23 protein-coding genes and 1 tRNA gene are annotated in these 24761 nt (G+C 49.8%); 11 read left to right on the forward strand and 13 right to left on the reverse strand.

All coding sequences use genetic code 11. The features are described 5' to 3' along the window. Positions 1-40 precede the first annotated feature (40 nt). Both H6F88_RS11550 and H6F88_RS11555 read left to right on the forward strand, forming a co-directional pair. Positions 41-724 (forward strand): response regulator transcription factor, encoded by a 684-nt coding sequence (locus H6F88_RS11550; protein WP_190642888.1) that lies wholly within the window; start codon positions 41-43, stop codon positions 722-724. Then, positions 721-2214, forward strand: a complete 1494-nt coding sequence (locus H6F88_RS11555; RefSeq protein ID WP_190642889.1) for an ATP-binding protein — start codon at positions 721-723, stop codon at positions 2212-2214. The genes H6F88_RS11550 and H6F88_RS11555 overlap by 4 nt, the downstream gene beginning before the upstream one ends. 81 nt (positions 2215-2295) lie before the next feature. Here H6F88_RS11555 and mgtE read toward each other — a convergent pair whose 3' ends face one another. Further along, the gene (mgtE, locus tag H6F88_RS11560) at positions 2296-3639 is read right to left on the reverse strand and encodes a magnesium transporter (RefSeq protein WP_190642890.1); all 1344 of its coding nucleotides are present in this window, start codon (positions 3637-3639) and stop codon (positions 2296-2298) included. A gap of 226 nt (positions 3640-3865) precedes the next feature. Here mgtE and H6F88_RS11565 point away from each other — a divergent pair, with 226 nt between their 5' ends. After that, positions 3866-4348 carry an NUDIX domain-containing protein gene (locus H6F88_RS11565; RefSeq protein ID WP_199333559.1) on the forward strand — a complete coding sequence of 161 codons (483 nt, stop codon included), beginning with the start codon at positions 3866-3868 and terminating at the stop codon, positions 4346-4348. Positions 4349-4363: 15 nt separating this feature from the next. On the opposite strand, the gene H6F88_RS11570 is transcribed toward H6F88_RS11565, so the two are convergent. Together H6F88_RS11570 and H6F88_RS11575 are read right to left on the reverse strand one after the other, a co-directional pair. Beyond that, a complete protein-coding gene (locus H6F88_RS11570) occupies positions 4364-5512 on the reverse strand; it encodes a WD40 repeat domain-containing protein (protein ID WP_190642891.1) in 1149 nt (382 codons plus the stop codon). A 464-nt stretch (positions 5513-5976) separates the two neighbouring features. Beyond that, entirely contained in the window at positions 5977-6666 is a 690-nt protein-coding gene (locus H6F88_RS11575; RefSeq protein WP_190642892.1) for a Bax inhibitor-1 family protein, read from the reverse strand. Between the two features lie 283 nt (positions 6667-6949). On the opposite strand from H6F88_RS11575, the gene H6F88_RS11580 reads away from it, so the two are divergent. Beyond that, positions 6950-9163 carry an AAA family ATPase gene (locus tag H6F88_RS11580; protein WP_190642893.1) on the forward strand — a complete coding sequence of 738 codons (2214 nt, stop codon included), beginning with the start codon at positions 6950-6952 and terminating at the stop codon, positions 9161-9163. Positions 9164-9325: 162 nt separating this feature from the next. On the opposite strand, the gene rpsN is transcribed toward H6F88_RS11580, so the two are convergent. From rpsN to H6F88_RS33970, 3 genes are all read right to left on the reverse strand, one after another. After that, the gene (gene rpsN / locus H6F88_RS11585; protein ID WP_190642894.1) at positions 9326-9628 is read right to left on the reverse strand and encodes a 30S ribosomal protein S14; all 303 of its coding nucleotides are present in this window, start codon (positions 9626-9628) and stop codon (positions 9326-9328) included. 143 nt (positions 9629-9771) lie between these two features. Then, positions 9772-10536: a WecB/TagA/CpsF family glycosyltransferase gene (locus tag H6F88_RS11590; RefSeq protein WP_190642895.1), complete on the reverse strand. Its 765-nt coding sequence runs from the start codon at positions 10534-10536 to the stop codon at positions 9772-9774. Between the two features lie 215 nt (positions 10537-10751). After that, complete coding sequence (locus H6F88_RS33970; protein ID WP_277882163.1) at positions 10752-10883, reverse strand: hypothetical protein; 132 nt, start codon at positions 10881-10883, stop codon at positions 10752-10754. Positions 10884-11157: 274 nt separating this feature from the next. Here H6F88_RS33970 and H6F88_RS11595 point away from each other — a divergent pair, with 274 nt between their 5' ends. Together H6F88_RS11595 and H6F88_RS11600 are read left to right on the forward strand one after the other, a co-directional pair. Beyond that, on the forward strand, positions 11158-11307 hold the full coding sequence (locus H6F88_RS11595; protein ID WP_190642896.1) for a hypothetical protein: 150 nt from the start codon (positions 11158-11160) through the stop codon (positions 11305-11307). A gap of 35 nt (positions 11308-11342) precedes the next feature. Then, positions 11343-14597 (forward strand): glycoside hydrolase family 15 protein, encoded by a 3255-nt coding sequence (locus tag H6F88_RS11600; protein ID WP_190642897.1) that lies wholly within the window; start codon positions 11343-11345, stop codon positions 14595-14597. 93 nt (positions 14598-14690) lie between these two features. Here H6F88_RS11600 and rpsU read toward each other — a convergent pair whose 3' ends face one another. Beyond that, entirely contained in the window at positions 14691-14873 is a 183-nt protein-coding gene (rpsU, locus tag H6F88_RS11605; RefSeq protein ID WP_190642980.1) for a 30S ribosomal protein S21, read from the reverse strand. Between the two features lie 189 nt (positions 14874-15062). Further along, on the reverse strand, positions 15063-15371 hold the full coding sequence (locus H6F88_RS11610; protein WP_190642898.1) for an RNA-binding protein: 309 nt from the start codon (positions 15369-15371) through the stop codon (positions 15063-15065). 357 nt (positions 15372-15728) lie between these two features. Here H6F88_RS11610 and H6F88_RS11615 point away from each other — a divergent pair, with 357 nt between their 5' ends. Beyond that, positions 15729-17072 carry an ATP-binding protein gene (locus H6F88_RS11615; RefSeq protein WP_190642899.1) on the forward strand — a complete coding sequence of 448 codons (1344 nt, stop codon included), beginning with the start codon at positions 15729-15731 and terminating at the stop codon, positions 17070-17072. A 92-nt stretch (positions 17073-17164) separates the two neighbouring features. Here the strand turns inward: H6F88_RS11615 and H6F88_RS11620 are convergent, their stop codons facing one another. Next, entirely contained in the window at positions 17165-17755 is a 591-nt protein-coding gene (locus H6F88_RS11620; RefSeq protein WP_190642900.1) for a VOC family protein, read from the reverse strand. Positions 17756-18526: 771 nt separating this feature from the next. Here H6F88_RS11620 and H6F88_RS11625 point away from each other — a divergent pair. The 3 genes from H6F88_RS11625 (at position 18527) to H6F88_RS11635 (ending at position 21487) form a co-directional block, all read left to right on the forward strand. Beyond that, positions 18527-19930, forward strand: coding sequence for an undecaprenyl-phosphate glucose phosphotransferase (locus tag H6F88_RS11625; protein ID WP_190642901.1), 1404 nt, complete (start codon positions 18527-18529; stop codon positions 19928-19930). A 239-nt stretch (positions 19931-20169) separates the two neighbouring features. Continuing rightward, positions 20170-20370, forward strand: a complete 201-nt coding sequence (locus H6F88_RS11630; RefSeq protein WP_190642902.1) for a hypothetical protein — start codon at positions 20170-20172, stop codon at positions 20368-20370. A 16-nt stretch (positions 20371-20386) separates the two neighbouring features. After that, positions 20387-21487, forward strand: a complete 1101-nt coding sequence (locus H6F88_RS11635; protein ID WP_190642903.1) for a polysaccharide biosynthesis/export family protein — start codon at positions 20387-20389, stop codon at positions 21485-21487. 90 nt (positions 21488-21577) lie between these two features. Here H6F88_RS11635 and H6F88_RS11640 read toward each other — a convergent pair. The 4 genes from H6F88_RS11640 to H6F88_RS11655 all read right to left on the reverse strand — a co-directional run bounded on the left by H6F88_RS11640 (position 21578) and on the right by H6F88_RS11655 (position 23352). Next, positions 21578-21669: transfer RNA gene (locus H6F88_RS11640), tRNA-Ser, on the reverse strand. 58 nt (positions 21670-21727) lie between these two features. Further along, a complete protein-coding gene (locus H6F88_RS11645; RefSeq protein WP_347277692.1) occupies positions 21728-22450 on the reverse strand; it encodes a SprT family zinc-dependent metalloprotease in 723 nt (240 codons plus the stop codon). 21 nt (positions 22451-22471) lie between these two features. Next, positions 22472-22909 carry an NUDIX hydrolase gene (locus H6F88_RS11650; RefSeq protein ID WP_190642904.1) on the reverse strand — a complete coding sequence of 146 codons (438 nt, stop codon included), beginning with the start codon at positions 22907-22909 and terminating at the stop codon, positions 22472-22474. Continuing rightward, the gene (locus H6F88_RS11655) at positions 22906-23352 is read right to left on the reverse strand and encodes a hypothetical protein (protein ID WP_190642905.1); all 447 of its coding nucleotides are present in this window, start codon (positions 23350-23352) and stop codon (positions 22906-22908) included. Before H6F88_RS11655 ends, H6F88_RS11650 begins: the two co-directional genes overlap by 4 nt. A gap of 356 nt (positions 23353-23708) precedes the next feature. On the opposite strand from H6F88_RS11655, the gene folD reads away from it, so the two are divergent. Further along, positions 23709-24584 (forward strand): bifunctional methylenetetrahydrofolate dehydrogenase/methenyltetrahydrofolate cyclohydrolase FolD, encoded by an 876-nt coding sequence (gene folD / locus H6F88_RS11660; protein WP_190642906.1) that lies wholly within the window; start codon positions 23709-23711, stop codon positions 24582-24584. Positions 24585-24761 lie beyond the last annotated feature (177 nt).

Below are 24761 nucleotides of genomic sequence, written 5' to 3' on the forward strand. Positions count from 1 at the left end.
ATGGGCAACTTTATACTTGAGAAGTGGCACCGGGCATTGTATGAACGTTTTGTTAGTCGAAGATGAAGTAAAAATTGCAGACTTTGTTCAAGCCGGACTCAAAGAACATGGCTTTATCGTGGACTATTGCGACAACGGCAATGAAGGATGCGATCGCGCCATCGACCACGAATACGATGTGCTGGTGCTAGACATCATGATTCCTGGCAAGGATGGGCTGTCGATTCTCAAGAGTTTGCGTCGGGCAGGGCGAAATGTGCCCGTAATTTTGCTAACCGCCCGCAATGAACTCGACGATCGCCTGGAAGGATTGAACTTAGGAGCCGACGACTACATCGCCAAGCCATTTTTTGTAGAAGAACTGGTTGCCCGAATTCATGCCGTCGTGCGCCGCAGCATCGGAGAACGCCAAAATTTACTCACGGTTGGGACACTGAAGCTTGATCGCATTACTCGCGAAGTCACCTGCGATCAGCAAATTGTTGAACTCACCAGCCGCGAATTTAATCTGTTGGAATATTTGATGCGATCGCCCGGTCGCGTCTTCACCCGAACGCAAATCTTGGAGCATGTTTGGGGCTATAACTTTAATCCCAGCACCAATGTGGTGGACGTTTGCATTCAGCGAATTCGCAAAAAAGTTGACCCAACTGGCAACCCAAGCTGGATCGAAAGTGTTCGCGGAGTCGGCTATCGGTTCCGTCAACCTGATCCTCAGTCATGAAGCGGTCATTTCGCCTACGGCTGGCGCTGCTGTTGGTGTTGCTGGCAGGCAGCGGGCTAGTTGGATTTAGCGTCGTCTCCTGGAAGCTAATTTACGATGCAAAAGTCAGCCGTTTGGATGCCAGCCTTGAAAATCAATTGAGGCGATCCGTGCGTTTGCCCGATGGCGATCGCGGTACACCAGAACGAACCCATCACCTGGGAGAAGAAGAACGCTGGCAGTTCTATGAATCGATGCTATCCCGCGAGTTGGGCACTGGTTTAGTGGCTTTGCAGGTTACCCAGGGAAACAGTGTGCTGTACCAGTCGGCAAATTGGACAGCGGATTTGGATGCATCAGCGCTATTTCGACTGTTGCCCGAACCGACTGATTTACCTGAAACAGTACCTCCCAATCAGGATAGAAGAATGAGGGGCGATCGCCCCCTAACTGACCGATTGTCAAACTTTCCCTTTGCAACTCGATACAAAACTAGCGGAGCCTGGCGTATTGGTGCGATTCGATTTCCTCAATCTGAGGTGGCGATCGCGGTGAGTTTGCAAAGTATCGATCAGGAAATGGTCGTTATCCGCAATATTTTTCTGATCTCAATTCCTGTAGTGTTAATTTTGGTAGCGGTAGGAGCCTGGACGCTATCAGGTCAAGCGTTGCGTCCGATTCGCCAACTCACTGATGCAATCCAACATGTTTCCGCAAAAGGACTTGACCAGCGACTTTCCAGTCAGGCGATCGATGTAGAATTTGTGGAATTGATCCAGGTCTTCAATCAGATGTTAGAGCGGCTGGAGCGCAGCTTTAAGCAGGCTTCTCGGTTTAGTGCCGATGCTGCCCACGAGCTAAAAACGCCACTCACGATCTTACAAGGTGAACTCGATCGCACGCTACAACAAGCTGAAGCAGGATCAGAGATGCAGCAGCGGTTGGGCAGTTTGTTTGATGAGGCGCATCGCTTAAGTGAGATTGTGCGAAAACTGCTGTTGCTTTCCCTTGCCGATGCCGGACAGATGAGCCTGTATCAAGCTGAGGTAGATTTGTCTGCAATTCTGGTTGAGATGGTTGATGATTTGGAATTACTTGCACCCGAACTCACTGTGCAGACTGAAATTGCTGATGGTCTAAGGGTTTGGGGCGATCGCGACTTACTCATTCAGGTGCTACAAAACCTTTTGAGCAATGCCATTAAATATAACCTGCCGACTGGCTGGTTGCGGATTGATGCCAAGCAACAGTCCACAATGGTGTTAGTCACATTCAGCAATGCTTCAAAAGAGCTTTCTGCCGCTGACCGTCACCGCATCTTCGATCGCTTTCACCGTGGCGACCCGGCTCACACCCGCAAAGTTGACGGAACCGGACTGGGACTTAGCTTAGCCAGAGAAATTGCCCGCGCTCATGGTGGCGATCTCACGCTTGATCCAGACGCACCGAACCAAACTTCGTTTACATTAAGCTTGGCGATCGCACCGCACGTTACAGAAGTCTCATCCTAACTTTATCCATTCTGAGCTTGAATCTCTTGCAAAAGTGATTGAGTAATAGGATGAGATGATAATTCTTTGGTGCGATCGCTCTCACCCTAAAAGGTCCAGCGTGACTGAAACCAACCCCAAGAAGGTCAAAAAACCGATCGCATCCAGAGTAGTAGTGAGTAACGGGCCACTAATCAAAGCGGGGTCAAGGTTTAACCGCTTGAGTCCCATTGGAAGGAGCGTTCCGGCAGTCGCAGCGACAAATACATTAATCACCATGACAGAGCCTGCGACTGCACCAACCCAGCGTTCTTGGGGAGCAGACCAGATCAAAGATAGAACTGCTAAAGTGAAACCTAATGCTAAAGCAGTTCCCAGTCCTGCCAATAGTTCTTTACGAAGAATACGGAGGGTGTCTTTGGGAGTGACTTCGCCAATTCCTAGTCCGCGCACGGTGACGGAAAGCGCTTGAATCGCAACGTTGCCGCTTGTGTTAGAGAGGATGGGCATGATCACCGCTAGCACAGGCACAACGGAGATCACCTGCTGAAAAGGGGCGATCGCACTAGCCGCGCCAATGTATAGCCCAATGTTGCCCAAGAGCCATGGCAGACGTTTGCGAATGGTGACTGCGGGAGGGGAGAGGGCAGCTTCGTCACCACTCACACCTGCGAGTTTTTGGATATCTTCGGTGGCTTCTTCTTCGAGAATGTCGATAACATCGTCGATAGTGATAATGCCCACCAGACGATCTTCTCGGTCAACCACAGGTAGCGCTAGCAAGTCATAGCGCTTCATCAGTTGTGCCACTTCCTCCTGAGGCATAGTGGTGTAGGCTTTGATAACGCGATCGCTTGCCACATCTCGGATCAGCGCATCGGGAATGGAGAACAAAAGCTGGCGCAGCGATATCACTCGCACCAGCCGCCGCTCATCATCCGTCACGTAGGCGTAGTAGACCGTTTCCTTATCCTGGTCTGACTGGCGAATCTTGCTCAGTGCCTCACCCACAGTCAAGCCCTGCCGCAACCGTACATATTCCGTCGTCATTACCCGCCCGGCAGTGCCTTCTGGGTAACCGAGAATCGTGGCGGTTGCCTGTCGTTCTCCAGAACTCATTTGAGCCAACAGCCGCCGCACAACTCTAGCGGGCAGTTCGTCAAACAATTCTGCCCGGTCGTCAGGGCGCATCGCTTCGATGATTTGATACACCTGCACGTCTTGAAGAGAGCTAATCAGCGATTCCTGCACCTCTGGCGGCAGGTACTCAAACACCTCAGTTGCCTGGATTTTGTTGAGCAGGCGAAAGGCGATCGCTTGTCGCTCTGGGGGAAGTTCTGTAATGTAGTCGCCCACATCAACAGCGGGCAAATAATTTAGCTCTAGCTTGAGCCGATTAAAATCTTGAATATCTAGCAGCGTATCGCGAGCGTCCTGAGTGAGCATGACACAACCTCCTAAGCCTCCCCCGCGCAGGGAGACTTAGCTCACCAGGTTAGGGGAGATGAACAATAGTACTAAGTGATGGACTTCGGTCCATAAAACTGATTAACTCGGCATCAATGCCTAAAGAGGCATTGCTAATTTTTATGTTACTCTCTCGAATACCCAAATTGGTAGCCCTCATCCGGCAGAAGCTGTTTGTCTCTTCCTCTAGTACTTTAAAGCAGTGGTGAATTTTAATTCGATGGAGCAGTCCAAACCGGAAAGAAGCAAACTTTCGACCGTTCAGCAAGTCTCAGCGGGCGGGGTGGCATTTCGTCCTGGAGCAGCGACGGCTGAAATTGTGATTGTCTCTGTGGGAACCAAATTGCGGTGGCAGCTGCCCAAAGGAATTGTAGATTTAGGCGAAACTCCAGAAATAACAGCTTTGCGAGAAGTGCGAGAGGAAGCGGGAATTCAAACCCAGCTGATTCAGCCCATCGACGTCATTGAATACTGGTACATTGGCGATCTGGAGGGGCAGCGAGTGCGCTTTCACAAGTTCGTTCACTTCTTCCTGCTAGCTTACGAAAGTGGTGATGTCCAGGACCACGATCACGAAGTCCATGAAGCACGATGGGTCAGCCTTGAGCAGGCGTTAGAACTTCTGGCGTTCAAAGGTGAAAAGCAAATTGTGCAGCAGGCAAGTTCGATGATTAATTTGAATGCTTGACCTTGAGACTCTCTGTTAATGAGATACTTGCCACACTTTAATCGTGCCGTCGTAGTTTACACCTGCCAAGATTTCACCATTAGGGCTAAAAGTGAGAGAAGTGCTTGTTCCACCCTCTCGCACAGGTTCTTCTGCCAGTGTTTGAATCAACTCACCGGTTATCGGATTCCACAGTTTGACTGTGCTATCCAAATCGCTAGTGGCTAAAACCTCTCCATTGGGGCTGTATTGAAGGGAGAGAACAGTTGCCGAATGTCCGGTGAGGGTGTGCAAAAGCTCACCTTCTTGATTCCACAGTTTAACGGTGTTATCAGAACTGCCGCTTACCAGCGTCTCACCATCGGGACTGAAAGTGAGTGCATGAATCGGATACTCATGATCAGTTGGAAATGTGAGAATGAGTTCCCCTGTTTCCAGATTCCAGAGCTTGATAATTTTGTCTAATCCTGTAGTGGCGAGTGTTTTACCATCATCACTTAGAGCAATTCTGGAAAGCCTACCGGGAACTTCTACAGAGCGATCGCTTCCCTCAATCACAATGGCCTCATGAGCCGAGTTAAAACTTCGTTTAACTTGCTGGCTCTCTACATCCCACACCTGCACCGTCTGATCGTCTGGATTGGCCGTAATTAACGTTTTCCCATCCTGACTCAAAATGAGTAGTTCAGTCAGATAGCCAATGTTGGGTAGGGTCTGAAGCTTTTCTCCCGTCTCCAGGTTCCAAAGCTGAATGTTATAAGAGCGATCGCCCACCACCAAGGTTTGGTGATCAGCCCCCACCGTCACAACAGACATTTCATCAAACAGCCCAGGTATTGTAGAAGTAAGTTCACCCAACTCCAAATTCCATATTCTCACTTCGCCGTCATACGATCCCTCCTCGTTCGGTTCGCTGCCACTCATGCCAACGCTGATCAGCGATGAACCATCTGCACTGATCGTCATAGAGCGAACATCAATCAAACGGCTATTAGAATGTCCGGGTAAGGTGTGCAGCAATTGTGCTCCTTCCCAATCCGCCACCATTACGGTAGTCACTGTGCTTTGACCGCCATTTTCTCGTGCAGTTGGAATGGCAGTGCAGCTTGCGGTGGTGATCGCCATCAGACCTACTAAACCTGTGAAGAGGAGGGGCGATCGCTTAAAAATTCGTACTATCATCATTTCAAAGCCGGAACTCGTACTACCTTTAAAGATTCAAAGCCGAGTGTCCAGGTTTCGTGAAACAGTTTAGTGTTGTAAAACTTTTCACACTATTCTCATCTTCCCATCGCCTTTTCTTCCCGCAAAGTCATAACACTAGACCTCCTGCATGAATCACTGTTTGAAGCGTGAATGGTAGCACGGCTCCGCCGTGCTACCATTCACGCTGGAAGTCTACTGTTGAGCACTATTTGCTGTTAAACGTTCAGCAGTCCCCTGCCACTCACTAATGCGAAGCGCGTCCTGCCACGAAACCCCAATCCCTTGCGGAGGGGGGTGGGGGACGAGCACGTCCCCTGCTGGGGGTTTGGGGGAACCCCCCAAGGCTGTCCCTCCAACATGGAAGAAACTTCGGCTTAAGAACCAAATAAAAACAAAAAAAGGGAGGCAGGGCTTTACCCTGCCTCCCTTTTTTTCCCGTATGGCTAACGGCGCGAAGAAAGTGACATCACAATTTGCAGGATATACCAGAACAGCAACGCAACAGACGCAAACAGTTCTAATGACGCAGCGACATATTGATGAGTGGCATAGTGATGCATGACTTTAGACGTGTCATACAAAATCGCAGCCGACGCAAAAACCACCATCACCACTGAAAAGAACAGCCCCAAATTAAAGCCAAAAATCACGCTACAAACGATTAGCCCGATCGCCACCAGTCCACCAATCTTGAGAATGCCGCCCAGAAAAGTAAAGTCGGTGTGCGTCGTAAAGGCAATCAGCGTCAAACCTGCAAACAGGAACAGTGTCAAAATTGCAGCCGTTGGCAAAACAGTCGGATCAGCAAAGAAGGCAGCAAGGTAGAGAATTGGCGCAAAGATTAGGGCTTCTGCTACGACATAGATTCCCAAACCTGTGTACTGAGTGCTAATGGAATCAGCTTTGGCTGCCAGACTGCGCGAAAACCAGCCCAACAGCGCAAACCCACCCAAAATCAGCAGCCAGCTAAAGCGGCTAGATGCAACCAGATTGGTAATGGCTCCAGCAATTCCAAGCTGAAATAGCAAGAACTCTACGAGAATGAACGCTCCGACTGCTCCCGCAAGATGCAGATAGGTTTGCTGAATAAATTTGGCTCTTTCATTAGGTCGTGCCTGAGCAACAGTCAGCATGACAAGTCTCCTGTGCGAGGAAAGATACTGAAAATTTACTCTGAGTTTAGCAAAACAGAACTGGACTACTGGCTGATTTTGAACTGACCTACGCTTTCCTGCAACGCCTGAGCAACTTGGCGGAGCTGGTCAAAAACTGACAGTTAATACCCTACTTTTAGGTTAAAAAGAACAGCAGCGCCGATAATCATTACACATCCGTCAGTTCTGCCAAGCTGAACCTGAATTCTGGGCAACTTTTCCCCGATACTAGTACTTGTTGCAATCCGGCATCCCTTTGGGCATGGAATTATTTGACCAACAGCGCCAGCAGCTGATCGAAACCGAAGCCCCTCTAGCCGCCCGGATGCGTCCCCGGACGCTAGATCAGTTTGTTGGGCAGGATCACATCATCGGGCAGGGGCGACTGCTGCGACGGGCAATTCAGGCAGACCAGCTTTCCTCACTCATCTTTTATGGTCCGCCAGGAACGGGAAAGACGACTCTGGCGCGGATTATTGCCAACACGACTCAGGCTCATTTCATCTCAATCAATGCGGTGCTGGCGGGTGTGAAGGAGATTCGAGAGGCGATCGCCACAGCCCAGGAGAAACGCGGCATGTATGCGCAAAAAACAATTCTGTTTGTGGACGAAGTGCATCGGTTTAACAAGTCGCAGCAGGATGCCCTGTTGCCCTGGGTAGAAAACGGTACGGTGATTCTAATTGGCGCAACCACAGAAAATCCTTACTTTGAGGTAAATAAGGCACTGGTAAGCCGATCGCGCATTTTTCAGCTTAAGCCGCTGGATGAAAATGATTTGAAACAGGTGGTGATGCAGGCGTTGCAGGATAGCGATCGCGGCTACGGCAAACTCACGATTCAGCTTCACCCCGATGCGATTGATCACTTGGTTAACGTAGCTAACGGCGATGCCCGTGCCCTGCTGAATGCACTGGAACTGGCAGTTGAAACCACGCCTGCCGATGAAAATGGTGTGATTCCCATTAGCCTATCGGTGGCGGAGGAGTCGATTCAGCAGCGGGCAGTCCTCTACGACAAAGAAGGGGATGCTCACTTTGATACGATCAGCGCCTTCATCAAAAGCCTGCGCGGTTCTGACCCCGATGCAGCACTGTATTGGTTAGCGCGAATGGTTTACGCCGGAGAAGATCCGCGTTTTATCTTTCGGCGGATGTTAATTCTCGCTAGCGAAGATGTCGGACTGGCGGCTCCTGACGCAGTGGCGATCGTGAATGCCTGTGCCCAAGCGTTTGATCGGGTGGGAATGCCCGAGGGACGCTATCCGTTAGCGCAGGCGACACTATATCTAGCAACGGTACCCAAATCCAACAGTGTCATGGGATTTTTTGATGCCCTTGCTGCGGTTGAGCGAGAGCGGGAAGAGGATGTGCCGCTGCATCTACGAGACGCAAACCGGGATAAGCACAGCTTTGGGCACGGGTCTGGGTATCTCTATCCTCACTCCTATCGAGAACATTGGGTAGCGCAGCAATATTTGCCCAACAGCCTCCAAGGACAGGTGTTTTACCAGCCCTCTAACCAGGGCTATGAGGAGGACATTCAGCAGCAGGTAGCCCGACGACGAGAAGAACAGCTTGCCTCACTGGTAGAAGGAATTGGCGTAGCGTTACCCGAAGTTCTCACTTTTAGCCCGACAAACTCTACTGAGGATCGTTGGCTACAGCGGACTTTGAGCCAAGTGGGAGAACAGTTAGGATTGGTGCGCGATCGCCTCTTTCATCTCGCTCAACCCCAACGCCATCACCTGATTCTAGACTTAAACGCAGGTAGCGGATTACTCACCTGGGAAGCCCTGCGCCGAGTCCCCGAAGGTGGCGTATATGCTTGCGTTCGCACCCTTGACGATGCTGAAGCACTGCAAGAACAGGCATCTGTTTTACCCGAACTCTCACGTCCGATTGTGCTGCGATCCTCATTAGCTGACCTGCCGCAGGCGCTAGAGAAGTATCCCGATATTCGGTTTGACCATATTCTTGGACACAATGCTCTTTTGCAAGAGAGCGATCGCCCCTTCATTCTCAACTCACTGGTAGAACGACTTCAACCTGATGGGTCACTCACTTTAGCAGAAACCATTCCCCGCCATACCCAGCGGCTTTACCGGTTGCTAGAGCCTGAACGGTTCACTAAAAAACTGTTGAATCGACTGATTAAAGCAGAAGAAAGTATTTACACTAACCCATCTGATCCAATGGTGAATTGGGATGTGGATGAGTTGCGATCACTCTTTCACACCGCAAACCTAACTGTTGACATCCAGGTCGAACAGACCCAAACCGACATTCGCATTACCTCTCACTTACTGGAACGCTGGTTTCGACCGGGAGAATCACGCCCCAGCTATGCAGATCACCTTTTCAACTTTTTAAGTGAGTCCGAAGTGAGAACCGTGCGTGAGTTATTTACAAAATATTTACTCAATCAAGTGGTGAAGTGGGAAGGGGCGATCGCCTTTATTCAAGCTAGCCATTAGTTTTTAAAGCAGTTGGTTTTTCCACCCTAAACATAAAATTCCCAGGCTCCTTGAGAATCTGGGGATTTTATGTTTTATTTCTACCTACTACAGCACTGCTGGGTTTGAGCTTTGTGCTTTAGCTTGTCCTGTGCAGCTTCAAGCTGTTTTGCTGAAAGGAAACTACCAGCTAGACTTGACCACACCAGGTAACAGACCTTGGTGAGCCATTTCTCGAATAACGTGACGAGAAAGCCCAAAATCACGGTAATAGCCTCTAGGACGGCCTGTGAGCCAGCAGCGATTGCGAAGGCGGTTAGGGGCACTGTTGCGCGGAAGCTGCTGGATTTGACGATGAATTGCGACTCTTTCTTGCTGAGTAGCCGCGCTGTCAAACTGTTCTTTTAGTTCTTGTCTCTTTTGAGCGTATTTTTCGATCAGCTTTTTGCGCTTCTTCTCCCGCTCAATCATGCTCTTTTTAGCCATGAAAAATTCTGTTATCCCCGTTTAAGACAGTATTTCTTATCATATACCAATTTTTTCCAAGACCGCATATTTTTAGGGTGTGCCCCATTCACCCTAAAAATAGCAATTTAGCTACTCGGTATTTGTCCAGTTGAGTAAGGGGCTCAGCTACGAGAATGCACTAGCGCCCGCAGCGCAAATTTAGGCAAAGCCATCATGCGCCGCCAGCGCCAGGGCTCTTGATATAGCCGATAAACCCATTCCAGGTGATTTTCTCGCAGCCATTTTGGGGCACGGGTTTTGGTGCCTGACCAAATATCAAAACTGCCACCAACGCCAATCCATACCGCTTCGGGGCAAAGATGGCGGTGTTCAGCAATCCACATTTCCTGGCGTGGCACACCTAACCCAACCAAAATGATGTCAGGCTGCAAGTCCTTGAGCGTTTGGCGAAATTGGGGCTGTTCTTCGGGGGTCAGGTAGCCGTGTTGGGTGCCCACGAGCGCTAAACCCGGCACTCGCTGCTGCCAAACTTCAGCGGCAGCCTGACACACACCGGGCGCACCGCCATAGAAGAAGACCTTGAGTGGGCGATCGGGAGAAAATGAATCGGCTGGAGTAGGAAGCGATCGCCGCAACAAAGCCTCTGCCAGCTCAATTCCTGGCTGACGACGCGTCCGCTTACCCCGCAGCAACAGGTAAAACACCACTCCAGCCCCATCGGGAATCACCAAATCAGCCTGTCGAATTACCGTTGCCAGAGCAGCATTTTGCTCTGCTGTCATCGACATTTCTGCGTTTAGCGTCACCACATGTACGCCCTTTCGCTGGTTTAGCCGCTGAATTAGCCAACCTGGATAATCGTCCAACAAATGCACGGGTAGCCCCAGCACCGTTAACTGCTTGGGCATTTGAAACGACTCAGGCATACCCAACTCCTCACCTTGCGATCGCCACTACAAATTGCCAATTCGCAGCTTATCACCATTGCCCAGGATTTTAAGGCAGAAAATTCTGCCAAAAAAAGCAGGGCGGTTTACACTGCCCTGGGGAGATAGACACTTTAAAAATCTAAAGCTGCTAAGGGAATGAACTTGGGAACTGAATGTTGCTTTCTTAGTCGTCAAGATCAAACCTGGATCGGCTATGCGCTGCGCTGTAGAGTGCCGTCAGCGTATTGCTCTAGCGGAACGAGTTCAACTTTGCCGTTCACTTCAACTTTAGAGTAGACAATTTTGACTAGCGGAGCCTGGTTATCGTTGTAGCGGCGAGACATAGCGATTCACCTGCGTTCTAACAATTCTCAGAAGTTAGCTTCTGAAGCTGGGCTAGAGTTGCTCCAGCAGTCCGCTCTGACCGATTGCTCTAACAAATCTTTTGCCCAGAGATTTACTTTTTCAGACTACCAACCTTTCCGTAAAGATACAGGCAAATCGGGCAGTCTTAAATAAAGATCTGAAGAATTAATTAAGCTCGGAGTAGCGTTTATCTTTCGCTTCCGTCTTAAGTAGTGAATGAGGCTTAAACGAGGGCTTAAACAAGCCATAATCATGAGGAATGTTTTTGTGGCAATGAAGGGCGATCGCCCTTTGCCTCCGAGCATTCGCCTACTGACCACTTCATCACACGTAGGACGTGGTTTAACCCTGATTGAGAGAGCTGGTTTTTGTGCGCTTCGCGAACGAAAACTCAACCCTTAAACCAGAGCTTAGACTTCACCTCTAAACATCAGAATATGCAAACTACAACCTCCCAGCCTGCTCAAACCACTCAGCCAGCCGTTTTTGGGTCACTCAAAACCCGCTTAGAAGGGTATTACCAGGAGGTTAAAGCCGTTATTTTGTCTCGCCAAAACCCAGTATCCGGGCTGCTGCCTGCAAGCACAGCAGTCAACATTCACGGGGATTATACGGATGCCTGGGTCCGAGATAACGTCTACAGCATTCTGGCGGTTTGGGGGTTGGCGCTAGCCTACCGCAAAGTGGACGAAGACCAAGGACACACTTACGAGCTAGAACACAGCGTCGTGAAGCTCATGCGTGGCTTGCTGTTTGCAATGATGCGGCAGGCTGACAAAGTAGAGCGATTCAAACAGACTCAGGCAACGCTAGACTCCCTTCACGCCAAATACGACACGGCAACGGGTGACACGGTGGTTGGCGATGACGAATGGGGACATTTGCAACTGGATGCGACCTCGCTATACCTGCTGATGCTGGCGCAAATGACAGCTTCTGGGCTGAAAATTATTTTCACCCTGGATGAGGTCAACTTTATTCAAAACCTGGTCTATTACATCGGTCGCGCCTACCGGACTCCCGACTATGGCATTTGGGAGCGGGGCAACAAAATTAATCATGGCAAGGCTGAACTCAACGCTAGCTCGGTCGGTATGGCAAAAGCCGCACTGGAAGCGATGAACGGGCTGAATCTGTTTGGTGTTCAGGGGAGTCAGGCATCGGTCATCCACGTTTTGCCTGACGAGATCGCCCGCGCCCGGATCACGCTGGAGTCATTGCTGCCCAGAGAGTCCAATTCTAAAGAAGTGGATGCAGCGCTGTTGAGCGTGATTGGGTTTCCGGCTTTTGCAGTTGAGAATGTCGCGTTGGTAGAGCGGACTCGTAATCAAGTCGTCAGCAAGCTTCAGGGCAAGTACGGCTGCAAGCGGTTTTTGCGAGACGGACACCAGACTGTGCTAGAAGATGTCAGTCGTCTGCACTACGAACCCTGGGAACTGAAGCAGTTTGAAAATATTGAGTGTGAGTGGCCGCTATTTTTTACGTACCTGCTGCTGGATGCGCTGTTTCGGGGCGATCGCCAACAGTCCGAAGATTACCAAAAACGGCTAGAAGGATTACTGGTTAACGTGGACGGGATACAGCTATTGCCAGAGCTATATTATGTGCCCGCCGACAACATTGCCGCCGAGCGCGCTATTCCCCATAGCCAACCTCGCCAGCCCAACGAAAACCTGCCGCTGGTCTGGGCCCAGAGCCTGTATCTGCTGGGGCAGTTTTTGCGAGAAGGGTTACTGGCGATCGGTGATATTGACCCGCTAGGACGGCACCTGCGCCTGGAAGAACACCGCGAACCGCTGGTGCAAATTGCGCTGCTCGCTGAGGACGAATCCTTACAACAAGAACTGGCTGCCTATGGCATTGCCACTCAAACCCCCAAGCAGGTAGAGCCAGTTCAGGTGCGTCAAGCGGAAGACTTGTCTATGATTTACGCCCAAGTAGGGCGCAATGACCCGTTGGGGTTGAGCGGTCGTCCAGTACGCCGTCTTCGCAGCCTGACCACTTCTAGAATTTTTCGCCTCCAGGGCGAGACAGCCGTGTTTTTGCCTGCTTTTCTCGATCAGCAGCAGTTTTACCTAACTCTGGACTACCACTTTCTAGTTGCCCAAATTAAAGGGGAACTGGCTTACATCAAGCGCCACTGGTATCAGTTAGGTCGTCCGGTTGTGACCCTGTTGCTGACCCAGGACATGTTTGAGATTGGTCAAGAATCAATCGACGAAGCCCCACTGTTAGAGCTAATCAAGGAGTTGCGTGACGGGGAATGTAATGGCGTTGCAGTCAAACTAGGGCACCTGCGACAGCTTATGCTGACGGCTGGCACAGAACGAGTGGACTACGTCCACAGCCTTGAATTGATGCAATCACTCGTGCAGGATGCCTTGCCTCTCGCTCAGTATTTGATTTTTCATCCAGACCGAAACTGGCTGCTGAACAGCACTCAGGAATTTACGCTAGAGTGCGAAACGAACATTCAGCTTTTGATTAGCAGCCTGCGCCAAGCAACTAATTTGTACGAACAAATTGAATTGCTGGATAGTTTGACGCAACTGCGAGGCTTAGAGTTTGATACAGGGTTTGCGGGTCCGGGTCAGCCTGTCACAGTCGCCGATCTGCTTAACGAGGTTTACACCAAAGCTGGACAGGTACAGCTTTGGGCGATCATTCGGCGGGCAGCGGGCTTGCTCAACAAAGTAGATATTGGCTTGTCGGATGCCGTGACGGATATCGTCGTTCGGCAAAAGCAAATTACGGTCGGCAAAGCTTACAGTGAAGCATCGCTGATCGCTCGCCCCATGTCGCACACCGAGGTGATGGACAAGATTCGGGAGTTTTGCGGGAAAGATGTGCGCGATCGCTCAATCACCCAAGAAATCTTGATCTACCTGGGCATCTTGATCAAAACTGATCCCCATCTATTCAATGGGCTGCTGACCCTGCGAGTCGGCTACCTGATTTTGCTGATCACCAGCGAACTGGCGCGAGAGCTAAACATGACTCAGGACGAGGCATACGAGCATCTAATGCAGCTTAGCCCGTTTGAGGTCAAAACCCGTTTACGTCAAGTCCTGGAAGGATACGCCGGGTTAAACCAAACCCTGTTTCAGCGAGAGTCGCTGCACGTCAGGCAGCAAAGCGATATTCAATGGGTCGTTTCTCCAGAAACCAAGGAAGTGGAGCCACCCACCGATAGCTGGTGGCGACAGCGACAGCGTGATGGCGCACTTAACCGCGTTCCCCGAAACTTTTACCCCAAGGTGTGGCAGGTTCTACAACACTCAAAGGGACTCGTCATCGGCGATAAACTCGATCGGCGGAATCGTCTGGATAGCGAACTAATTCTGGCTGAGATGACACCGGGTGAAAAAAACTTTGCCCTGCGAATTGAACATCTGCTCAACAAGATGGAGGCTCCCGAATATCGTCACGTCAATATTGAGGCGCTAATGGAACTGGCAGCGATCGCCGACCGCAACCCCGACCTGCAAATTGAGGAGTACGTCGTCCTGGATGTGCTGATTGGACACGCAGTTCGCCTGGCCTGGCTGGACAAAAACCCGGAACAGACCGATCGCTATGACGAAAACAAAGGAAGTGCGTGGCGGTCGTTCTATGAAAGCTCACCTTACCTTTGCGCTAGCTACGTCGCCAAAGCACTACGATTCCTGACTGAGTTAGGGCAGAAGCAATAATACAGCCAGAACACTAAAAAATGCGAAAGGCGCATCCTCGGAAGAGATACGCCTTTCGCACCTAATTTGGAGTTTCATCACAAGCAAAAATGGTTAACGAGTAAACCGGCGTTTGCGTCTTCTGGCGATCGCCTTGCGCTTGCGTTTCTCGATGGGAGTTTCAAAATGGCGCAATCTTCTGATATCTGAAAAAATTCCTGCCTTAGAAACTTGCCGCTTAAATCGACGTAGAGCAGACTCGATCCCTTCATTTTCACCAACAATAACTTGAGTCATGCCGTCTCCTTCTGCGTATGGGTTAGTCGCCTGGCTCACCTAAAGTCCATCTCAATGGAAAACAGATAGGATCTCGCAAAGGCTTAAAATTTTTAAGCGGGGTAGAACAAGAAGCCTACCCCGCTTGCTCAAACAGCTTAGAGCTAGCGCCTTAAAAGGCGAATAGCATTAGTCGAAAGGACTTAGAACTTAGTAGCGACGAGAAAACCCATCCCGGTTGTTGTTTCTACGGTTGCCACCTGCGGGGCTTCTTTCTTCACGAGGCTTGGCTTTGTTGACTTTCAGGTCACGCCCCATCCACTCAGCACCATCTAGAGCCTCGATTGCAGCTGCCTCTTCTGCATCAGAAGACATTTCGACAAAGCCAAAACCACGCATGCGCCCGGTTTCACGATCAGTGGGCAGCTGAACGCGCTTAACAGTTCCGTATTCGGCAAAAACCGCACTTACATCCTCAGAAGTTACTTCGTAAGAAAGGTTGCCAACGTAAATAGACATGGAAAATCTCCAAATCGAGTGTGTAGAGATTGAGATTCGGAGATATGAAAACGAGCCTTATCAACCGAACTTAATGCTCGATGTAACTCTAGCACAGGATCAAGCCGGATGCAGGCATAACTATATAGATATGTAAAGCTCTGTGTCCTTTAATTGACAGGCCGTGTGAGCAATTTTAATGAGCAGCATCCGTAGATTTGAGCAGTCAGTTTGCTGGTCTCTAAGACTGTCCGCTGACCAAGAGCTTGATCTTTAAGCTGAAAAACTACCTTTACCCTTCTTTGTTTCCCTCAATAGCTAGAGCGAGGTGAAATATCGGAGTATAAAAGCAGCGAGATAGAATTCACAAACCATAACATGTTTCAAGCCACTCGTCGTCGTCTTGCGCTCTGGTATACCGCAGTTACAGCTGTACTACTGCTGCTGTTTGCCAGTGGATTTTATCTCTATGTCCGCAGTACGCTGGTAGAACGGGTAGACGATACGCTCAACCATGTCGTGGAGGTAGTACAGCGATCGCTGGTGATTGAGCGATCGCCCTGGGACGGGACAACCCTTGAAGCACCCTTACGAATCAACATCGAAGCCAGCTTTCACGACAATGCGGCGACGGTTGAGGACGACCACATTGATCTGGAATGGTTTAGCCCAACCGGAGAACTACTCTGGTCTACCCTCTCCAGCCCGCTTGACATTCCATTGCATCCTAGCGATGGCGAAACGATCCACCTGACGGCTGACCATCTGCTGCGTCAGTTGACTCAGCGAGTGCAAATTGGGCGGCAGGTGTTAGGCTATCTGCGGGTCAGCCATCCCTGGTTTGAGGTCACAAAACCAAGTCGGCAACTGATTGTTGATCTGAGCCTGGGAACAGCGCTGATGGTGGGGGCAGTGGCAGCGATTGGCTGGTTGCTATCGGGGTTGGCGATCGCTCCCGTGCGCGACTCCTACCAGCGGCTCAAGCAGTTTACCGCTGATGCATCCCATGAATTGCGCAATCCGATCGCGGTGATTCAAACCAACGTGCAGGTTGCCTTGACCGATCCCGACCCCGATCCACATCTGCTGCAAAGTCAGTTACGAGTGGTTGAACGGCTGACTCGCCGTCTGGGACGGCTCGTAGATGACCTGCTATTTCTGGCGCGACAAGATGGGGGAATGACTCAACGCACTGATCCCATCGCTTTGGACGAGCTAATCGAAGAAGTTTTGGAAGAACAGGGGGCGATCGCCAGTGAAAAAGCGATCGCGCTCTCATTCCAGATTGCTGACGAAGGAACTTCAGGATACAAAACTCAGGGCGATCGCGATCAGTTTACTCGGCTATTTACCAACCTGGTCAGCAATGCCGTTCAGTACACCCCATCAGGCGGCGAAGTCCAGGTTAGGCTTCAGCACGCAAAGCACCACGGACTAAATCAACTTCAAATTCAAGTCACAGATACGGGCGTTGGCATTCCTGAGGAAGCGCTACCCCATTTGTTCGATCGCTTCTATCGAGTTGACCCAGCGCGAACCCACGCTAAACCCTCGGTTGGGTATCAAGTGGCAAAAACGACGGGTTCCGGACTGGGATTGGCGATCGCCAAAGTCATCGTAGAAAATCACCAGGGACAAATCCAGGTCGAAAGCAAACCTAGCCAGGGCACCACTTTCACCGTCACCCTCCCCAACGGCAGTTATCCTACTTCCAAAAATTAGAGCTACAGATGGAAGGGCATCCCGCTTCGCGGGATGCCCTTCCATCTGTAGCTTGTTTCTGTAGAAACGGTATTAGCGTAACGGCGTCTAATTTAGTTGGAGATTTCTGCCATCTCGATCACGCGGCCATCTATATCTTTAACCAAAAAGTTAAGCGGCTTTTCTCGCCGAATTTTGTACCTCACGCCCCGTGACTGCACCCGCAGCAACACCTGCTCCAGACAATCGTGGTCAAAGCAAACGTGACGCTGACGGTCCTTTTGCCCTAAGCTGGCTCCGCTAATGATGTGTAGCTGCGTATTTTTCTTGAGCTGATACCACAAGCCATCTGGGCTGTTTGCCTGCTGCGTTGCAGGCTGACCCATCGCCCCAGCAGACATGTAAAAAGGGTCAATTCCAGCCGTTCCTAACGTTTGCTCGTAGTTGTAGTAGTAGTGCAGCGGCACATCAGCAACCGCCAGGTCAAGCAGTCCTTCATAAAATTGCTTTGCCAGTTCCAAGTCGGACACCATCACCGTATGAACCTTGGGCGCACTGGTTAAAAACATCCACATCGCCCCAGCATAGGCAACCAGCAGCATCACCATGATGCCTTGAGTGGACATCAGGCTATCTAACGGCAAAGACCAGAGCGCAGCAAAGGCTGAGGGCAAAAGTGGCATAACACTAAAAGATAGAACCATGAACGGATTAGGAGTAAATAGGATCAACGGGTTAAAGCTGAAACCCTAAGCAGGTGGCCTTGATTTATCGTAGGATGCGTTAGCAGTAGCGTAGCGCATCTTTCCGTAGCCCTGAAGGACGGGTGCGTTGTAGACTCGCCTAACACACCCTACAACTTCGTTCAGTGATGACCACTTGCCTAGCAGCTTGATTGGGTAAATCAATTTTGCCTTCTTCTAGTTTACCAATGTCATCTTTAATCTCATCCGATCCGGATCGCTAGCATTCTTGGAAGGATGAATAGTTAAGCAGCTAAAAACCTTCTAAAAAGCCAGATTTGGTATAGGTTTTAACCGTTTCTAGTATGCTTTGGGGTGACTTTTGAAAAGGTTCTGAAAATTAGGGTCATAAAACCAGAACCTACTGTCAAGTTTTCATGAAGTAATTCTTTAAGTTTTCATGAAGTGTGAGTTTGGACACAGGATAGAGTTCGATTTCAGTCGTTATACTTCATAGGTAATAGCAAGGACTAGGAAACCCATAAATTGTGAAAAGTTAGAACAGCATGAGTTGATGCGCTGGGTGTGAATTTGGAACTTAAGGGAAAACAAACCCGTCAATTCAAGTGAGCGACTTTTCAGTCTCCTATCTTTTTCATCTGCTATCAAATCTAGAGCAAGCATCTTTAATGAGATGCTGTTAGTCACAGGACATCTACCTGAATCAAGCAAAAAATCCATCGGTAAAGACCGATTAGCTATCACGATTCTGCGTAGTGTAGGAGTTGCTAAATGCAAGCCAATAATCTGAAGTTGCTAGGAGACTATAGCTCTACATTACTGCCCTTACAGCGAGTATGTGACCCGATTGTAGCGATCGCTTTACTGTCCATTTGGAATCAGTTGTATGGTGTCCCATTCACCACACCTTACATTCTGCTAGCGGCTTTGACATTTCTGCTAGCACCTTCCATTTTCAAAGCAACAGGGCTCTATCGCGCCGATCAAAAAGATGAGCTAATCGCTAAATCTTCCCGGATTTTGCTGGGTTGGGGAATCATTTTAGCGTTGCTATTTCTGTTAGGTTATCTAACCCATAGCTCAAATTACTTTTCTCGCGAACTGTTGCTAGCCTGGGCATTATCTGTTCCAATTGGGTTGTATGTCTTTCACCTAAACTTGGAGGCACTTTTACATCAGCTTCCAACCTTGGGTTGCAACACACGAACAGCGGTAATTGCGGGCATTAGCGAATCAGGACTAGATTTAGCGGCACAAATTCGCAACTCCCCCAAACTGGGGATCAACTTGCATGGCTTCTTTGACCAGGTCATATCCTCTCAGCCAAAACTTACGAACAGTAAGCTAATTGGCACTCTAGAGGAACTGCCAGAGTACGTTCGCAAGCATCACATTGACGTAGTTTACATCGCCACGTCGATGAAGAATGAGGAAATGCTTAACACCTTGATGCGCGAACTACAGGACACAACTGCCTGCGTTTATTTTGTACCAAATGTTCTCAAATTTAGTTTGATGCGAGACAGAACGCACGAGATTAATGGCATTCCTTTAATTGCAGCCTGGACAATTCCTTTTTCAGGAGTACAGTCTGTTTTGAAGCGGGCGATCGACATTATTGTTGCAAGTTTAGCGATCGCCCTTCTGTCACCCTTAATGCTGACTATTGCGATTGGCGTAAAGCTTTCTTCACCTGGACCCGTGTTGTTTAAGCAGTGGCGCTATGGCTTAAATGGACAAGAAATTACCGTCTACAAATTTCGCTCAATGACGGTCATGGAGAATGGCGAAAACGTCGTTCAAGCAAAGCAGAATGATCCCAGAATCACAAAGTTTGGAGGATTTTTGCGCCGCACCTCACTAGATGAACTGCCCCAGTTCATCAATGTCCTGCAAGGGAGAATGAGCATCGTTGGACCGCGTCCTCACGCGATTTATCACAACGAGCAGTATCGCAAGTTGATTAATGGCTACATGCTGCGCCATAAAGTCAAACCTGGTATTACCGGATTGGCACAGATCAACGGCTTTCGAGGAGAGACAGATACGCTCGACAAGATGAAACAGCGTGTTGAATACGACTTGCAATATCTAAAGAATTGGTCTTTAGGGCTAGATTTGAGCATCATCTTTAGAACTGCTTTCGTCTTTTTTAACAGCCGTAACGCCTACTAAAGCGATTAGTAGAAATAGCGGTTCTGTGAGCCTCCCAAAACAATCTGTTGCTCTATGTCCAAAGACAGATTTAATGCAGTTTCTCTCCTGAAACGCTAAGCTCTTGTGCTCCCTGTTAGATACATTACATCTCTTAACATTTTCTACTGCTATAGTCTGCTTCATCAGTACCTCCAAAGAGGTAACGGCTATGGCATCGAGCCCACACAAATCCATCCACGGAGTTGAATGACGAACCTATGATTGACACCCTAAAGCAATCCTACAAGGAACAATTAATCAAGGCAGGCGTCGAACCTCAAAAGGCTGTAAAAGCCGCTGAAAAAATTACTCGTGAAGAGTTGAATCTGATTGGTGAAATTTGGACAGACTGGGCTAATGCCGCACGCCGAATTGAGTTATCGTCTCGTGCAGTCGGCTTAGCTGAAGTGACTCAGTAACATTTCGGAGGGTTGAATGGTTAGGAGTTTGGAGCGAACAACGCAATTTATGGGCATAGCCTTGAGCAATTTGATTGTGTTGAGCCAAGTTCCCTCGGCGATCGCTCAAATCCCTTCAAACAAGGGGATTGCTCCTAACCCAACCCCTCCTGCCGCTGTCCCACAGGAATCAGGTGCGCCTGCTCCGGCTGATCCAGCTCAATCATTACAAGACTACACGCTGGGTTCTGGCGATCGCGTCCGGCTAGACCTTTTTGAAGTACCTGAATACAGCGGTGAATATCAGGTTTTGTCAGACGGGACGTTGAGTCTGCCTCGAATTGGCGTTGTGCCCGTGCGTGGATTGACTATCGACCAGGCTTCTGCTGAAATTTCAAATCGCTATGCAGTCTATGTGCGCCGTCCCTTTGTGACGATCACGTTGCTGGAAGCGGGGGCAATCAATATTGCGATCGCCGGACAGGTGCAGCGTCCTGGCACCTACGTCGTTTCTGAGGAAGAGATTGCAGGCATTCCAACCGTGACGCAGGTGATCAAGCTTGCGGGCGGCATTACCCAAGATGCCAATGTGCGTGAAGTGCTGGTGCGTCGTCCTGCCCCTCGTTTGGGCGGTTCCAGCCAGGAACTAGAGGTAGATCTGTGGGAACTGCTGAGAACGGGTGACATCAGCCAAGATTTAGTCGTGCGAGACGGTGACACTATTGTCATTCCCACGGCAACTGCTCTCAGCCCTGCTGAAGCCACAGAAATTTCCTCTGCTAGCTTTTCGCCTGACACAATTACGGTGAATGTGGTTGGTGAAGTGGTTGAGCCGGGGGCGATCGCCGTTCCGCCTAACACACCGCTAAACCAGGCGATTTTAGCAGCAGGCGGATTCAACAATCGCGCCAGTGAAGGCGACGTTGAGCTGGTTCGGCTAAACCCCAATGGCACCGTTGCCCGTGAAACGATCGAAGTTGACCTGGCTCAGGCGGCTGACCCGGAAGCAAATCCGCCCCTTCGCAGCAATGACACGGTAATTGTAGAGCGTTCTAGCTTAGCCTCTTTCTCCGATACCGCAGGCTTCTTACTCTCGCCCATCACAAGCATCGTTAGAATTCTGGAAGCAATATTTTAAGGCAAGCTAGCAAAAGGAATGGGTAAGGGCTAAGCCCTTACCCATTCCTTTTGCTTAACCTGTATGGTTGCCGCTGTACCTAATTTCAAACGGAGAGGGAGGGATTCGAACCCTCGGTAGGGCATTACTGTTCCTACAACAGATTAGCAATCTGCCGCTTTCGACCACTCAGCCACCTCTCCAGGTGACGAAACATCATAATAACAGATTTGCGAAAAGAACTGGTAGGTCTTTTCATCCTTACTCAAAAGATTGCTCGACCCAGGCGGGAATGTAGCGCCAAGCTTTATTTAGCTCAGCATCCAGCGCTCTATAGTTAGGCTCCTTCTTTTCCACGAGTGCCCAGAATTTGGCGGAATGGTTGAGATGAACCGTGTGGCACAGTTCATGGATGAACACGTACCGAACCAGATCAGGCGGCAGAAACAGCAGTTTGTGGTTGAGGCTAATTGACTTTTGGCTAGAACAGCTTGCCCAGCGGGTCTTTTGTCCTCGTACAGAAACGCGGCTATAGGGCAGACTAATCTCCTTGCTAGTTCGTTTTAACCAGGGAGCCAGATGACAGTAGGACTGGCGGGTGAGCCATTGTCTCAGGGCTTGCCTACAGGCTTCTAGATGATGGGTTGGCCCACGTAGTATGAGTTGATGGGACGCTTTTTGAGTCGTGAGCGATAGGTTGGGCGCGTCAGACGGAAGATAGGCAACCGTCCAGGTCAGGGGGGGCGATCGCCACTCAATTTGGTCGGGCAATGCTCCAGTTGGCTCAGCCGGAGTAGCCTGCCGTTCCGTCGCAATTCGTTCGGTTGTTTTAGCGATCCAGTCTTGCCGCCGCTGAAGAAGTTCAGGAACACGTCGCTGGTCAAATCCTTTTGGGACAATGATCTCTACTTCACCCCGTAGGGAAATCTTGATCGAAACGTGTTTGGCTCTAACGCTTTCCCGGATACTATACGCAAGTTCCACAATTTTAAGAATTTAACAAGGCTAACGTTTGAGGAAATCTAATAAAATTTGCTGATGCGGTTTTCCTAAGGGACGCACTTGCCCAGCGCGTTCTGAGTAGCGATCGCCCCTCACAATATCCTCTACGGTAAACAACCCCAAATCCCACCCTTCATTTAGCTCCAGGGTCTCGACAGGTACCGTGAGAGGCGCGTGATAGACATGCCGAATCGCATGAGCATCCGCATAATCCTTGAATTCTTCCACACTGGGGGGACTGTAGCCAATTTCTTCTAGCAATTCGCGCCGCATTGCCACCTCAGGTGACTCTCCTGGCTCCAGGTGTCCACCAAAAAAAGCCCAGTGACCAGGGTAAATGATCTCTGGAATATTGTCGCGAAGCTGCATGAGAAACTGATGGTCTTGATAGAGAATGGCGATCGCTACAGCCGGACGGCTATCTTTTTCAGCTTGCATCATAAAGCAGTAAGGATTGAAGGGTGAGGATCAAAGCTACGAGAACCCGCTGCGCTGCGTTCGAGTTGGCTTAATTCTTCAACATAAAATTCTCCCTGCTCCCGCCCAGCGAGAGGAATACTTTGATATCGGACCCGTCCTCGAATTAAAACTTGATCCCCAGTTTCCAGGGTTGTATCAGAAGTCAAAACCCAGACTGTTCCTGTGCTGTCTTGAAGCTGGTAAACTTGCCCGTTTAGCAAAGGAGCGCGATCGCCCACGGTGCCCTGCAGCCGCACAAGCTGGTTAGTTGCAGAGCAAGTTTGAATCCGCTCGATCGGTCTAACTTGTCCTGGCTGCAGTCCATTCAAGCAAACTGCCTCTGACCAGCCCGCACAACCCGACAGCCCAATTAACCCCAACAGAATGCTAAATTGCCAAACTCGTACTCTAACCAACCGTATCACCTGCTTAGAAATTCTCTTTATCAGCAACCGCATCTGCGAAACATTATGCCTGCATTGCTAAAAACCCAAAAATAAACTGAATACCGCTTCTACATGAAACCGCATATTTTGAAACAGGCTCCACCTATGCGGGACACGTTCCAAAATATGCGGACTTAAAGAAAGTTGGTATGAGAGCTAACAATTTGAAACACGGTTTCTGAGAAACTTCTATCTACCCAGGGCATGTTTTTTTAAGCAGCTTCTATCTACGAACGTAAAATTACTACGGTGAAGGATTTAAGCTGTAAACCTTGAGTGTCTAGTTGTATCAACTTGCACGACTGTTCCCATTCACAATGACACTGAGCTAAGACATGACTGGTAGAGCTGGCATATTAGATGGCAAAGCACTTGCCGCACAGTTACACATTGAGTTAACTCAACAGATCGAAACCTTGCAGCCCCAGATGGGCCGTCCCCCGGCGCTAGCAGTGCTAATGGTAGGAGATAACCCTGCTAGCCTATCTTACGTGCGAGGCAAAGAGCGGGCTTGTGAAAAAGTTGGCATTGCCTCCGTAGGCAAACATCTGCCAGCAGAAACGACTCAACTGGAGCTAGAAAAACTTATCCACGACTTTAATCAAGATGAAACGGTAGACGGCATTTTGATTCAGCTTCCCTTGCCCAATCATCTTGATGCTGTTGCACTGCTGAGTCAGATTGATTCTGATAAAGATGTCGATGGGCTGCACCCGCTCAACCTGGGACGACTGGTACGTGCTGAAGTTGGCTTGCGAAGCTGTACCCCAGCCGGGATTATGCGTTTGCTGGCAGCGTATGAAATCGACCCGACAGGCAAACACGCCGTGATTATTGGACGCAGTACGCTGGTTGGCAAACCTTTGGCACTGATGATGCTGAATGCGAATGCAACAGTAACAGTTGCCCACTCGCGTACCCAAAATCTGGAGGCGATCGCCCGTGGTGCAGACATTCTCATTGCAGCCGCCGGTCATCCTAATCTCGTCACAGCAGACATGGTTATGCCCGGTGCAACAGTGATCGACGTGGGCACCAATCGGATCGTAGACGAGACTGGCAAAGCCCGATTGGTAGGTGACGTAGATTTTGACAACGTCCAGAAGGTAGCCAAGTGGCTGTCGCCCGTTCCCGGTGGAGTTGGTCCAATGACGGTTGCCATGTTGTTATACAACACCGTATGGAGCTACCGTCGCAAGTTACACCCCTGAGATTAAGCGGAGATTAATCTCTAGCTATATCCTTGCAGACACTTGCAATCGTAAAATCTTCCTAAGTGGCTGCTACGACCATCAGAACTTACGCAGACAGAATTCCAGATTCGAGCAGTCCAAACGCTAACTAGGAGTTTAAGCCCCTATTCTTCGTGAATGCGTAAGTTCTGATAA

This window comes from Oculatella sp. FACHB-28 (assembly GCF_014696015.1).
In the GTDB taxonomy this organism is placed as follows: domain Bacteria; phylum Cyanobacteriota; class Cyanobacteriia; order Elainellales; family Elainellaceae; genus JAAUTN01.